The organism is Candidatus Melainabacteria bacterium, assembly GCA_003963305.1.
Classification (GTDB): domain Bacteria; phylum Cyanobacteriota; class Vampirovibrionia; order Obscuribacterales; family Obscuribacteraceae; genus PALSA-1081.
Window position 1 is genome coordinate 132,888 of sequence record RXJR01000002.1, and the last position, 14,750, is coordinate 147,637.

Genomic DNA, 14,750 nt, shown 5'->3' on the forward strand with positions numbered 1-14,750 from the left:
TCGGGAGCGCAACATACAAACCCCGCAAAAGGTGGGGTAAATACGAAGTCAGAGAAGATGATTGCGGCTTCATCCACTTGAATTACTTACCGATTTGCACAGCTAGCGTTGCGTCTAATCTGGCAGCCAGAGAGAATCTGGTCGTGAACTTATGGGAAGACGTGCTTGCCTTATGAAAGAAATTCGCGAAAGAAATTCCAAACGAACAAGAAAAGATTTGCTCACTGGATCTGAAACTATTTCCAAATCTAGCAGAGCTCGCAAAAACGGTTAAGTAACTCAGCTAGTGCTCTGCGCGAGCTTATCGGGTTCTGTTATGCGGTTGTTATCTTCAAAAGCTACAACATGAACACGGATGTGCAATTCAGAGAGAACACCCACTCTCCAATTTCAACAATCCACTTCGCCGCTCCTCTCAGCCCAGAATCATATGCTTCAAATCAGTAGCCTGGCGCCGATACCAATAATTGCAGAACCGCCAGGAAACAGCGATTCCACAGCTTTTGAGCAGCACTATCATGAGACTCTGTCCATGATGCGACAGACAAAGCTGTCTGAATTCGCAGCCGACAGCAAAATGCCCTTTGCCTTGAAACAACGTCAAATTGAGCTTCCCATGCTGGAATACAGTGTCGCGCTGGCGCGCTCTTCACCAAAATGGCGGCAGGTCATCGTCAAGTCCCTTATAGAAAACATTGAACAAGGACCAGGACATTTTTCCGTGCATCGAGCTAAAGATGCGCTGAAACAGATCGCGCTGGCGATTGGTATTCCTAACTTATCGTCCATGCTCAAGTCACAGGATCTAACGGAGTCAGAACAAGCGGCCGAGTTACTGGGCTGGCTAAAGAATTCACGTGCCGCGCAACCGCTTTTAATGTCACTTAAATCGGACCACCCTCTCAGGCAACGGATTGGGGACATCGTAGGTCAGCACTACAGTCAGTACAGAATCGAAGCAGCCACCTTCGAGGTCATCAGTTAGTTTTAAGGCAATCAAAATGTTCACGCGTAGTTTGGGCTTCCCCAGCTGCGCTTTTATGCATGTTATAGGACGCCTGCATGCATAGCGCCCCATGACACCGGGTACAAGGATGCAGGATACCTGGGAGAGGCACACAAACAGAGGCGAATTTCCGTGACAGAAGATTGGCGAGAACGCCTGAAACACCTGGAATACCCCGCTCAGAATCAAAAAAGTGCCGATGCCGAACCAAGACCACAAGGGCAAACAAATCAAAACGATGCTCAGGGCAACTTGCGCGATGCGCAGGGCAGCATAAGCGATTTGCACGACAATTCAGAAAGTCTGCACCAAAGCTCATCCGATTCACCCAGTCACCTGAACCATTCCAGAACAAATCCAGGTGAATCACGCACAGACCTGATTCCCCCGCCACAGACTGCCGATACAGGCTCAAGCAGCCTGTCATTCAAAGCCAGTCGGCGTGGTGCGGTGGAAGCCAAACGACAGACAAAAGATCAGGCGCGCCCAACCTCTACAGGCTCCTTCGACGTTGCAGCCCTGACGGAACGCGGTCAACAAAAACCGCCGACGAGCGAGGAGTTACTGAAAGAGCTGGAGCGATTTACAATCGCCAAGCTGCTTGCAGCCCACCGCAAACAGAAATTACTGGCGCTTGCGGCAGTGGCGGGCGTCGTTTTGCTGATCATCGTCACAATCGCCTCGAATTCAATGAATTCGCCAGAGCTGACCAAGTGGTGCAATCGTGCTTGCATGCTGGCAGTGCCACTGTCACTTGTATATGGACTGAAAGAAGGCATCCGCTGGCTGATGAAGGTTCAGCCACTGACAGCACAAAAACTGAACAGCCTCCTTGGCTGGGGCGACCCGCGCGAAATCGCAATTTCTTACATTGATACAGCCGATTTTGTCAGCGCCGAAAAAGTCCTTGAAAAAGCCTGCAAAAAGATGAGCGCAAAACAGGCTAAGCAATACATTTCAGCTTATGGATTACTGGGGCTGATTCACGCCTACACGGGCAGAACGGATGCAGCGGACACGATTATCAGACAAGCGCAAGAACTTTCCGAATCAAACTATAAGGCTCGACAGACAGACAGTAATGCCGTTCTATTGCAAATGTCTCTAAACTACAGAGGCGAATTTCATCAGCTCATGGGGCAATACGAAAGTGCGCACAGAATCTATTTGCGCACACTGCAACTGATTTGCACTGAACTCAACCCTGATGGCGAGGCGATCGTGTCGGCCCTGGCTAATCTCGGTCATGTAAAAAATCTGATGGGACAGCACGCAGAAGCCCTGACATTGCTCGTGCGCGCACATGAAATTGGACAGGAACTGCCCCATGTACGCGAGACAATGAAAGCATTCGTCAGCTCCAACCTTGGCACCGCATATCGTGGCATTGGAAAACTGGATGAGAGCGAAGGCTTCTTCCACGGAGCCATAGCCCTGGCCGAAGGTCCGCTCGGACAGCGAGAATTGGGACGAATCTACTATGATCTGGCCAGACTGTACGTGACCGGTGCACAACACGATCTCGGTTTAGGATTCTATCAGAAGTCGACTGCAGCCTATGACACATGGAAGCCTCTGGTCAATCCCGAGTATTTACGTGTCCTGCAAGATTATGCTTACTATCTGCGCAGCATCGAGCACAACGACGACGCAGACTTAGCAAAGAAGAAAGCTCAGCAGATGCAGCAAAATCTGCGCGACATAAATAATATGAATCAGGGAGTAGTTCAGAAAATCAACGCCAGCATCGTCGAGAGTGTGCAGGCAGTCCACAAGCCATCAAGATTCCCTATCTTCTGGACTCTGTTTTTCATGTGGGAATGCTATTCACTATGGCTGAGCGGGCTGCGGGTCGCTCCTTACAGAGAGTGGGCGCTACTGATCACGGCCGGCGCCGTGCTTGCTCTTAAATTGAAAACGAAGTATGGACCACCTTCCCGCAACGAACTCTCTCAGGGCGCATCCATGGCCCTCCTTTCCATGGTTCCTTTCGCTCGCTCGGCGCTTCCGGAACTAAGCCAAATGTCCAAAACCGGCATTGCCACATTTGTGGTGCTGGTCGTCGGTGCATTCGGAATTGTCAAAGCACTCTCGGTGCCACCGAATACAGTACCAAGCGGACTGCTTTCTGTCGAATACGAACGGCTCGCAGACAGACTGATCGACGAAGAGAACTATAATCTCGCCGCCAAAGCTTTTGATAAAGCCGTGGTCGACGCGTCCAATAAAACAAAAAACTCCATTGAACGCACTAAAACATGCAGAATGCCGCTAAAAGCCCAACCAGATGCCGCTATTCAAATGAACATGGACGCACTAAAGCTCAGGCAAGACAAAGAAAATGATTTGGCCTTTCAAAAATGGAACGAATGCATGACTAAGTATCCAGACTTCGAACAGCCCGCCGTGCACGTCGCTGAAGAGTTGCTCAAGAAATCAAAAGATGCAAAGGCAGCGGAAGAGATTCTAAATCGAGTACTGGCAAAGAATCCCAACTATTACGATGCCTTGAACGAGATGGCATCAGTAAAAGTCGCAGAGCACGACAGCACAGCCAGTATGCAGTACACAATGAAAGCATTCAAGGCACTGGCTGGCGAGGATGACAACTCTACACAGCTTATGGAAGGCGCCTTCACCAAACTCGAAAAAGCCGAGAAAGAACTAAAAGCACGCAAAGCGACGCAACGCTAGGCACATTACTCCCACTCGATTGTGGCCGGCGGTTTGGATGTCACATCATAGACAACGCGGTTGATACCAGGAACCTCATTGACAATGCGCGACGAAATCGTCTCCAGTAAATCATAAGGAAGTCGCGCCCAATCAGCTGTCATCCCATCTTCACTGGTGACGGCACGAATGACGATTTGATTCTGGTACGTACGCTGGTCACCCATGACGCCGACAGAGAGCGTTGGCAGAAGCACACCGAAAATCTGCCAGACCTGCTTATACAAGCCGTGTGCTTTGATTTCCTCGCGGATAATCCAATCGGCTTCGCGCAACGTTTTCAACCTTTCTTTTGTGACTTCTCCAAGCACACGGATGGCCAACCCTGGACCAGGGAAAGGATGGCGCTCTCTGATGCCTTCCGGCACTTCGAGTTCCTTAGCCACTTTACGCACTTCGTCCTTGAACAACTTCGCAAACGGCTCAACCAGCTTGAACTGCAAATCTTTCGGAAGTCCGCCTACATTGTGGTGAGATTTGATTTTTACAGCGACTCGATCACCTGTTTTGGGATCTATTTTCGTACCAGCAGACTCAATCACGTCCGGATAGAGCGTGCCTTGCGCCAGGAAATCAAACGGTCCCAGACGTTTCGACTCAGCTTCAAAAACACGAATGAACTCCGCACCGATCGCCTTTCGTTTCTCTTCCGGATCAGTTACACCTTTCAACTTCTCAATGAATCGATCGCGCGCTTTGATAAAGTGCACGTGGATTTTGAAATCGTTCTCAAAAGTATCAACCAGCCACTCCGGCTCGTTCTTCCTCATAAATCCCTGGTCGATGAACATACACGTAAGGTTATCGCCAATCGCTTTGTGCAGCAAAAATGCCAGAGTGGAGCTATCGACTCCTCCTGAAAGAGCGAGCAAAACGCGCTTTCCTTGTGTCCTCTGCCGAACATCTTCAATTGCCTGATCGATAAACTGCGCCATCGTCCAGCTCTGAGTGCATTTACAAATATCGACAACAAAGTTCTTCAAAACCTGCTGCCCGCCTCGTGTATGAACAACTTCAGGGTGGAATTGCACACCATAGAATTTGCGCACATCATCAGCAATTGCCGCAACCGGTGTAGCCATTGTTCTTGCTACAACAGAGAAACCTTCAGGTAAAACAGCAACACTATCACCATGGCTCATCCAACTCTCCATTGCGGGATCGAGTGAATTGAACAAATCTCCATGGTGAACGATAGTGAGCATGGCGCGACCGAATTCTTTCACCGTCGCCGCTTCCACAGTGCCGCCCAGGTCTTGCGCCATCAACTGCATGCCGTAACAGACGCCCAACACGGGAATACCGAGTTTGTAGATCTCCGGGTCGCACTTTGGCGCTTTCGGTTCGTACACGCTTGCCGGTCCGCCTGACAAAATCACGCCCTTCGGGTTGAGTCGCTTCAATTCAGCTGCGCTGATGCTGCAGGAAAGCAATTCGGAGTAGGTATTGAACTCCCGCACCCGCCTGGCTATCAACTGTGAATATTGAGATCCAAAATCTAAAATTGCGATGCTATCGGCCAGTGAATTGTCGGCTAGGGTCTCTGTGCCTTTCTGGACAGTCTCGGCTTTTGTAGAGGTCACGGCAATACTCCTTTCACGGTGACCTATTATGAACATAAATCCCGGTCAAGTGCCAGTCGATAGCAGCCTCTAGCCATGATTGTTTGGAAACTTTTTGTCTCTGCCGCTATTGCCATGAAATCAGCCTTGAGCGACTTGTCATGCTGGTATATTGCAAATTAGCGATGTCAATTGAAATATTAAACCGAATCGTGAAAGAGTCTATGCCCGTGCTCTTCGCCGTGCTTGCAGCAGGTTGGCTGGGCTGGTTTTTTCTGCAACCGTTCAACGGAAAAATCAGCGACTTTCCTCAATATTACGCGCCTGCACGTCTTATTTGCGGCGGGCATGGCGCGCAATGCTACGACTTTAGTGTCATTTCAAAAATGCAGCATGACTCGTTTCCAGACATGGGCGACCGATCGGCAGTGCCCACTTATCTGCCTCCACCATCTTTGATCTGGTTTTTGCCATTTGGCTTGATGGGTGGTTCAGAGGCATTTTTAGCCTGGAAACTAGTGCAGCTGCTTGCCCTAATTGGAGCGATTCTCCTTTTACGAGATACTTTCACACTGAGACGAAAAGCCCTCTGCTGGCTGATTGCCGGCATAGGAATTTGTGGACCGGCATTCGCGGCTACACAACTGGGGCAGATCTCCATGCCGATTCTCTTTGCGCTTTCTCTTCTAATCTGGGGGTTTAAGCGCGACAAAATCTGGGTCGCCGCCGTCGCACTCAGCCTTCTCATGCTCAAACCGCAAGAAGGACTGCCCTTGTTGGTCTACATGGCAGGCGCCAGACGCTACAAAGTGATTGGCTTTTCAGCGGTGGTGCTGCTGGCCGCCTCGCTTGTCGTTGCCTGCCTGATTGGCCCCCACGGAATAATGGATTACTTCTCTTCACTCAACTCCGGATTGGGAAAAGAGCAAAGCATGCTCATGCAGCCTGAATTAGGACCAACAGTAAGAGGACAATTACTGCGCCTTGCACCGGAGAGCAGGTCGCTAATAGCGCTTGCCAGTGGCGCATTAATGCTTCTTTCCTGGGCATTCATATTTTTGAGCGGCAGAAAGTTTGCTAAAAACCCGGACTGGCTCGAGGCTGGACTGCTGATAGCAATGCCTCTTGGGCTTCTTACAGCACTTCACTTTCACTCCTACGACCTGACACTGTTGATACCAAGCCTGGTGCTGGTGATGTCAGGGCCGCTTGAATCTATTACTCCGCCATGGCTTCTGCTGTCCGGGTTTCTTGTAGTGGGCACGTTTATGGTGCCCTTCTACATGTACATCCACTGGGACTATCTGCTTAAAGAGCACTGGCTGCTGAACCCCCACTTCTTCGCGCTGGCAGCACTGACTGCCGGTCTAACTTACCTGGCCTATAAATATCCGGACCAGATTCAAAAACGCTCCGTTCAAGTTGATGCCAGCACAAACGACTAGTTCACTAACGAACAACTCGCTCAAGTCCCTTAAAGACTGTATCCAATTGCTCAAACGTGTTGAAGTATCCGAAGCTAAATCGCAACAGTCCACGATCAACAGTATTTAGAGTTTCATGCGCTTTGAATGCGCAATGCAAGCCCGCTCTGACAGCCACCATAAATTCTATGTTGAGCAAATCTGCCGCCCGATCTGGTGTCAAATTTTCCAGCTCTATAGAAACGACTGGCACAATCTCAGAAGGCGAAGGCAAGCGCTTCTCTAAGTAAGTATTCCCGACCACCCTGATCCAGCTTTTGGAAAAGCACCACTCCAGAAAAGCTGTCGTCAATTGATATTCGTGAGCGGCGATGCTCTCAGCACCCGTATTCTCAATAAACTCAACCCCTGCGCCCATCGCGGCGATTGCCGGCCCGGGCAACGATCCCGGCTCTAATCGATCTGGAAGATCAGGGGGCATATCGAGAGACTCTGAAGCAGAACCCGTTCCACCGAAAATTGTTGGAGAGAGACTGTCACTATCGCGCACGAAAAGCAGACCGGCGCCGGCACTACCAAACAAGCCCTTATGACCCGGAGCAGCCCAGAAACTAACGCCTGGATACTGGCCGGGGCTATCGAATTCAGAACCAGCAGTCTGAGCCGCATCAACCAGAAGTGGAACTTCTCTGCCAGCACAGACTGACGCCACCACTTCAAGAGATAGACGTTCACCGGTAACGTTGCTCGCCTCTGAAACAACACACAATGCCGGTCTGCAGTTGTCGAGATATCGCTCCAGTTCAACTTGATCGATAATTCCTCGACGAGCGTAAGGGAGCACCACCACTTTCAAATTCAATTTCTTGTGCAGCTCATTTAGCGTCCGCGTCACTGCATTGTGCTCAAGTGGTCCAGTGACGACGCAATCGCCCTCTTTAAGCGGCAGTCCGCGCAACACCATATTGATGGAGTAGGTGCATCCCGGAGTAAAAATCACTCTCTCCGAATTTGAAACGCCCAAAAAACGGGCCAGATTTTGACGAACATCGAAGATCTTTCGCGCCGAATTTAAAGCAAGCTCATGGGCAGCCCGTCCGGGATTACCGGCATGGCGAAAGTATTGATCGTGAGCGGCATAAACGCTCGCCGGCTTAGGGTAACTGGTGGCCGCATTGTCAAAATAAATCGGCTTTTCGCTGGAATCCGACATGCTCGCCTTAACCGCAATCCTTAGCCACCGTCATGCTAGGATTATCTGCTTATGGCGAAGATATTACTAGTTGAAGACGACAAAAACTTAGCGATGCTTGTCAAAGATGGCATCAGCTTTGAAAATCACATAGTCGATATTGTGCATGACGGGCAGGAAGGAATGGATGTTCTCAGGTCGGTTAATTACGAGCTGGTCATTCTCGACTGGGATCTGCCGAAAGTTTCCGGGCTGGAAATATTGCAAAATTTGAGAGCAAGAGGTTCGCACACGCCGGTTCTCATGCTCACAGGCAAGAATCAGATTATCGATAAGGAACGCGGTTTCCAATCCGGAGCAGACGATTACTTAACCAAACCATTTCACATCAAAGAACTATCGGCCCGTATCACGGCACTGCTGAGAAGACCCTCGCTGCTAGCCGCTTCCGATATAACTGTAGGCGATCTGAAAATTGACCTGACGCTTCATCGCGTCACCCGAAACGGCAATGAAATTCAGCTAGCGCGACTGGAGTTCGCCGTACTGGAATTTCTGGTGCGCAACAAGGGACAGGTATTCAGCAATGACGTGCTTCTCGAGAGAGTATGGCCGGTCGATTCAGAGCGAAGCCCTGAAAGCGTTCGCACATTGATCAAAAAATTGCGCAATAAACTCGACAACGGTGGTCCAACTTTGATCCACAACGTGCATGGAGTTGGCTACAAATTCGAAGCGCCGAAAGAATAGTTTCAGCCGGTCCTTAAACGAACATCTTAAGTGAAGCGCCAGCGGACGAAATAGCTTCGTGCTAGCATTTCCACAGTCGGATTCGTATCTCAGCTTTTGCCCCGAGGTTGAATGTTTTTGCGCTACTCGCAAATCGCCGCCACGCTATTGATCAGCAGCTTAATGCTGCAATCATGCACTGGAAAATTCTCCTTCGAAAATTCGGCCCAGAGCAAAACGCGCTCTTTATCAACCATTCTCACAGACGATAGTGGCTCGCCAGCGCAGCTAACTGCCTCTCTAAGAGATTACCTGTCGGCAGAAGGACTGACCGAGCACCAGAAGGCCGAAGCATCATACGTGCTCGCCCGCCTGCAACAACAAACTACTCCTTTCGACAGCAAATCAGCTGATCCCAAAAGCAACGGCAGCGAGCGCTTAACCGACACGATAAGGCTTTTCGACGATGCTTCGCAGCTGCCTGCTCTGGCTGAGCGGTCGGCTGTGCATATCGTGGAGATAGCCACAACTATCGGTGATGAAGAACGTGCAAGAGCGGCGCTCGAGTATTTGAAACGTAAAACAACCGGGGTTGACAGGGCGCGTTATCAATACCAGATCGGGCAATCCGAGATGCGCACGCAAGAATTGGAGAAAGCGCAAGCACTCTTTATCGACTTGAAAAAACAGCATCCCGAAACTGAGTTCGCCAAAGCAGCCAACTATTACCTGGCTCAGATCGAGCTTTCCCAGGCTCAGGCCCAGAGTCAGACCCAACCACAAACACAGACCTCGCCAGAGCCGGCACAGAGAGCCGCCGTTTTGTTGCGCCAGTATATACACAGTGCTCCTGATGGGCGATTTGCTAATGACGCCATTGCCAAATTAAACGACCTGGTTAAGACAGGGGTAACGCAACTGACAGAAGCAGATCATGACGCCTACGGACTGGTCTACTTCGCCAACGGCAGATATGCCGACGCTTTGTCACAATGGTCACACGCCAAACCCGGAATACACGCCATCAAACAAGCCATCTGTTATGCACGTACAGGCAAAAGTGCGATGGCGCAGCAGATTTTACTGCAAGCAATTCGAGCTCAACCGTCTACGTCCTACGAAGCAACCGCAGCCTTGATCTCGGGTCCACTCTCTCGTGCGGACACTAAGACTTTCTGGCACGACATCCTCATGGCACATCCAGCCCGGGATGATGATCCGCTCTGGAACATCGCCATCCGCTCAGAGCCGGCCGAAGCTATTCCTTTATATAAGCGGATTCTGACCAAATATCCGACGTCGGAATATTCACCCGAGTGCATCTGGTGGATATTCTGGGATTCAGCCAAACAATCCAAATCAGATCCGAGCAAGGCAACAGCCGCGCTGCAGTGGGCAAAGGAAGGCTTGACCAAATATCCGACCAGCAAAGCTGCGGCACGCCTGGGCTTCTGGAGCGGAAAGTTGTATGAACAACTGCATCAAACGGAAGCCGCAAAATTATCCTATGAATTCTCAGCCACTCACTTCCCCTCTTACTATTACGGACACAGAGCGAAAGCGAGATTGCGACGGCTGGCCAGCAATGCACCAAACCCGGTGGCAGATCCAGCTAACGATCCAGGTTGGTCGACCAAACCAGCCCGAGTACCACCCAACCTTAAATGGCACTGGCCAAGCCCTTCTGAAATCATCTCTTACGAGCACATGGAAAAGCGCTACGGCGCAACAGTAACGGAACTCGTCAAACTCCACCAGTACGAAGAAGCTGTCGGCTTGCTACCCGAAAACACAGGTCCGGAGTTCAAAGCCAGTTTACTTGCTGCCGGCAGTAAACCGCTGCAAGCCATCAATGCCGCAAACAGAGATCTGACAGGCAATCCAAAACTCAATGAACGCTGGGGCATGGCCTACCCGCTCGAGTATAGCGAATCAATATCTTCCGAGGCCAAAGTGAATGGTGTCGACCCGCTTCTAGTGCACGCCTTAATCCGAGAAGAATCACGATATAACCCAGATGCACTCAGTCGTGTCAAAGCACTGGGGTTAATGCAACTGATGCCTGGCACCGCATACGGTGTAGCCAAACGGTTGTCGGTGCCATTATCAGGAACGCAGGAAGTATTAAAACCGGAAGTAAATATCAAGCTGGGCACCAATTACCTGGCTTACACACTGCACCGCTTCGACAATAACGCGCTTTTGGCAATCGCAAGCTATAACGGCGGTCCCAACGCTGTTCAGTCGTGGTTCCAACAACACAAACTGGCAGGCAATTCAGACTTCGATATTTTCGTGGAAAACATTCCGTTCCGAGAAACACGTGATTATGTGCGTAAGGTCTTTGGCTCATACTGGACTTACGAACAGCTATATGGTGGCAAAACCATTTAACGGCGACACACGCGCAGACGATGCAACAGCATAGCAATGGCGCACGCGCCAGTAGTACTGCATCCAGTGCGACAGGCTCTAAAACAAAACGAGCCAACTGAAAAGTTTGGCTCGTTCAACAATTTAAGAGATCAGGCTCTTAGCTCAAAGCGGGCTTTTCTTGAGCTTTTTCTTTGTTGGCAGGCTGCATGCCAAACTTAGACCAGAATGCCGTTTTGGGCAATTTGGATGCCGGTGTTTGCTCTTCAACTGGAGCGGAACTTTTGAGCGAGGCCATATTAAAGCCGCAGGTATTACACCGTTGCTTATTTGCGGCGATTCTAAATTGACAACGTGGACAGAGATAGTACTGCATAAGCCCCTCACTTTCTGATCGCAGTATAACACGGGAAATTAAGCCGGGAAGACAGTTTCAGGATGGAGCCCCGTGATTTCTCCACATTTTTACCTGTTTCTTACTTTGCAACGCCTGGGCAATTATTATTAGGAGCGAAAAACGCAAAAATTGCAACTACAAATTTTGAGGCAGTCTATGCAGCACGCGGTTCGACTCATCGTTACCTTCAAAACCCTGCACCAGGTGCTGGCAGCTGAGAAAGCCTTGCGAGAAGCAAATCCGGTTGTTTTCAAGATTCGACCAACACCTACCCCCCCAGGTCTATCTACCTCGATTTGCGGCATGTCAATCGAAATTCTAGAGGTTGGTCAGAAAGAAGACATCCTGGAATTTTTGACAGCCAGAGCCATGACACCAAGCGGTGTTTTTGAGATTAACTAGCGGGTTTCTAGAACCGGATTTCAAATGGTTTCAAAATCGTTTCAGGGCTCCAGAAAGCACGCCCTGATATCCATTCAAGATGTTTGCAAAGCGGCAGTATATGCAATACTGGTGCTTTATCGGCGCAAATTTACCATGGTCAAATTTATTCCGCTCGCCATCGTCGCAACATTTATTGTCTTTCTCTTTCTTTACGGTGCTTGCATTAGCGGCATTGTTCTGAAAGAGCCGGATATCTGCTTTCTTCTTGCAAGCGGAAGATGGATTGTTGAGCACGGGCAATTGCCGAGCAGCGACCCGTTTTCCTACTCAACGATTTATCACGACCAGCCATATGTCATTGAAAAGTGGCTCACTGAAATTATCTTCTTTGGTCTGTGGAAGTGGACAACTCCTGCCGGACTGCTCGTCTTCGACGCGATAATTTTGACACTCACATTCACGATAATGCCTTATCGCTTCCTGAAACTGAATGGTGTAAGCGGACTGAAAGCTTTGTTACTGACCTCGCTTGCTACCTTCACTTCCTTTTGCCACCTGGCTGTGAGACCGGAAATTTTTTCGTACCTTATAGTAGCCATCTACCTCGAGATCCTGATGCGCTTGCGTGAGCGCAACACAACTTTCCATTACCAGTCGGTCATCGTCCTCGTTCTTCTCATGGCGCTCTGGTCAAATTTGCACACTCTCTTTATAGTCGGGCTGATGATTCTGGCTTTCTATTCAGTCTGCCTCGCACTCGAAAGAGCCCTCCATTTCACACAAGAAAAAATGGACTGGACCGCTCCCATTGCTTTCGTTCTGAGCATTCCCGCAACGCTGGTAACGCCTTATGGTTTTACGCTCTGGAGATATCTGCCCAATATATTCGGACCATTCAACGACACTAATAACGAAATGCAGCCCATCGGTCCGTCTAATTTCAAAACGATTACGCTTTATCCCTTTTACCTGATGATTACAGTTTGTCTGGTCGTATTTTTCAGGAACGCATTTAAGAGACCGACCAAATCAGGTGAGCTGTTCTTTAAATTGCTGCTTCCAGTCGGTATCGCAGGTGGTATTAAAACAATCAGAACCATTCCTATCTCCGATCTGTTTGCTTCCGCCGGGCTGGCTCAGATATGCGGCAGTGCAAGGCAGAGAACAGACGTGACTGAGGGCGACTCAGCAAATGAAACAGTACAGGCAAGCAAAATTGCTCTGATCGACAAAAGTATCGATGAACTCTGCCAACCGATGCAACCAATGTGGGTGGCTCTGACGCTCCTGGTCGTGTCAGCCGGAGCTTACGTCATGACAATAATTATTCCACCTGAAATTCCACAAGACAGCGCCGCCTTCCAACCTCCGGCCAGAGCAATTGAGTTCATCGCCAAAAACAGACCGAAAGGGCGCATGTTGAACGATCCGCACTTCGGCAATGTTCTCATGTGGCAACTTGCCGATGCGCCGCCGGTTTTTATCGATTCACGTTACAACCTCTACGGCAACACCCTCTTGCAAGATTTTTGGAAAATGGCGGAGAATAAACCAGAGTCACAACAGCTCCTGGACAAGTATTCAATCGACTGGGTTTTTCTAAATCCAAAGATGCAATTGGTCAAAGCACTGTCGCAAAATCCGGAGTGGACAGTGCTCTTTCAAGACTCCAACAGCGCTATAGTGGCTCGCAAAACTCCAAGACAGGAAAGATAGATGCGATTTGTAGTGACAGGCGGAATGGGCTTCTTCGGCTCCATTTTATGCGACCATCTGCTCAGCAGAGGGCACGACGTTCTCAGCGTCGATCTGCTTGCCGACACAACCTCGACCAGACGATATAAAAACGTTCAACTCGACTTGAGAAATCTCGACGCCCTCAAGTCAACACTGAACGAGTTTGGAAAAGAAAGCAGAATCGATGCAATATTTCACGTCGCCGCGCTCCTCGCTCATGTTACAGCCGACCCAAATGAACTCTGGGCCGCCAACGTAGACGGTACGAAAAACGTAATGGAATGCGCACGACAACTCTCCATACCGAAAGTTGTTTTCACCTCCACAAATTGCGTCTTCAGCACCGGGTTTCCAGAACCAGTTAACGAACAAACGGCAACACACCCAATTGAGATATACGGCAAATCGAAACTGGCAGCAGAAGAGATTATTCGCACATATACAGACATAAGCTCCGTGATTATTCGCTGCCCGACCATCATTGCTGCAGGCCGGCTGGGACTGCTCACCATCCTCTTCGACTTCGTCAGAGAAGGACGGCGGCTTTACGTGGTCGGCGACGGCAGTAACAGATATTCATTCATCTCTGCTGATGACCTGGCAGACGCCTGCCTGCTGGCAGCGCAGTCTGTCCAATCGGGACTGTACAACATCGGTTCAGACAACGTACCTTCGATGAGACAGTTGTACAGCTCTTTGATGGAATATGCAGGCAAAAAGCCGCGCATCGTTTGCATCCCAGAGGCACCAACTGTGATAGCACTCAAAATCTTGAATCGACTCGGCTTGTCGCCGCTTGGTCCCTATCACTACCGCATGCTGGCTGCAAACTTCGTCTTTGACACAACCAAAATCAAAACGGAAATCCAGTGGCGCCCGACCAAGACCAATACAGAAATCTTGTGCAGCGCTTATCAGTACTACATCGACAATCTGGAATCAATAAACAGCGCCACCAACGTTTCCGCTCATCACAGCAAGGCCAAGGCTGGTATTCTCAACTTGCTGCGCATGATTTCATAGTTTCGTCGGCAGCCTGAGCGAATCACAATTAAAGACGTGATGTGGGACAGTACACACACTACATATTATAGTATTTAATCACAAAAGAGAAGAATGAGGGTCCCCCCAAAAAGTAGACAGTCCGGTCTGATGGAGATCCGCTTCTTAGGTAAAATAACCAAGGAGCGCAGCATGACGAAGAAAAATAAGT

At 49.7% G+C, this 14,750-nt stretch carries 10 protein-coding genes; 8 read left to right on the forward strand and 2 right to left on the reverse strand.

Annotation, left to right across the window (positions count from 1 at the left end; translation table 11 throughout):
* Nucleotides 1-430 precede the first annotated feature (430 nt).
* Nucleotides 431-985: a hypothetical protein gene (locus tag EKK48_03125; protein ID RTL45445.1), complete on the forward strand. Its 555-nt coding sequence runs from the start codon at nt 431-433 to the stop codon at nt 983-985.
* 153 nt (nt 986-1,138) lie between these two features.
* Nucleotides 1,139-3,700: a tetratricopeptide repeat protein gene (locus EKK48_03130; GenBank protein RTL45446.1), complete on the forward strand. Its 2,562-nt coding sequence runs from the start codon at nt 1,139-1,141 to the stop codon at nt 3,698-3,700.
* 5 nt (nt 3,701-3,705) lie between these two features.
* On the opposite strand, the gene EKK48_03135 is transcribed toward EKK48_03130, so the two are convergent.
* Nucleotides 3,706-5,358 carry a glutamine-hydrolyzing GMP synthase gene (locus EKK48_03135; protein RTL45447.1) on the reverse strand — a complete coding sequence of 551 codons (1,653 nt, stop codon included), beginning with the start codon at nt 5,356-5,358 and terminating at the stop codon, nt 3,706-3,708.
* 104 nt (nt 5,359-5,462) lie between these two features.
* Between EKK48_03135 and EKK48_03140 the strand changes: the two genes are divergently transcribed.
* On the forward strand, nt 5,463-6,746 hold the full coding sequence (locus EKK48_03140; GenBank protein RTL45448.1) for a DUF2029 domain-containing protein: 1,284 nt from the start codon (nt 5,463-5,465) through the stop codon (nt 6,744-6,746).
* A 4-nt stretch (nt 6,747-6,750) separates the two neighbouring features.
* Here EKK48_03140 and EKK48_03145 read toward each other — a convergent pair whose 3' ends face one another.
* Complete coding sequence (locus tag EKK48_03145; protein ID RTL45449.1) at nt 6,751-7,938, reverse strand: aminotransferase class V-fold PLP-dependent enzyme; 1,188 nt, start codon at nt 7,936-7,938, stop codon at nt 6,751-6,753.
* A gap of 51 nt (nt 7,939-7,989) precedes the next feature.
* Between EKK48_03145 and EKK48_03150 the strand changes: the two genes are divergently transcribed.
* From EKK48_03150 to EKK48_03170, 5 genes are all read left to right on the forward strand, one after another.
* Nucleotides 7,990-8,667 carry a response regulator transcription factor gene (locus tag EKK48_03150; GenBank protein RTL45450.1) on the forward strand — a complete coding sequence of 226 codons (678 nt, stop codon included), beginning with the start codon at nt 7,990-7,992 and terminating at the stop codon, nt 8,665-8,667.
* 111 nt (nt 8,668-8,778) lie between these two features.
* Nucleotides 8,779-11,040 (forward strand): hypothetical protein, encoded by a 2,262-nt coding sequence (locus tag EKK48_03155; protein ID RTL45451.1) that lies wholly within the window; start codon nt 8,779-8,781, stop codon nt 11,038-11,040.
* Nucleotides 11,041-11,572: 532 nt separating this feature from the next.
* The gene (locus EKK48_03160) at nt 11,573-11,818 is read left to right on the forward strand and encodes a DUF3343 domain-containing protein (protein RTL45452.1); all 246 of its coding nucleotides are present in this window, start codon (nt 11,573-11,575) and stop codon (nt 11,816-11,818) included.
* A gap of 24 nt (nt 11,819-11,842) precedes the next feature.
* Nucleotides 11,843-13,516, forward strand: a complete 1,674-nt coding sequence (locus EKK48_03165; GenBank protein RTL45453.1) for a hypothetical protein — start codon at nt 11,843-11,845, stop codon at nt 13,514-13,516.
* Nucleotides 13,517-14,560 (forward strand): NAD(P)-dependent oxidoreductase, encoded by a 1,044-nt coding sequence (locus EKK48_03170; GenBank protein ID RTL45454.1) that lies wholly within the window; start codon nt 13,517-13,519, stop codon nt 14,558-14,560.
* The last annotated feature ends 190 nt before the right edge of the window (nt 14,561-14,750 follow it).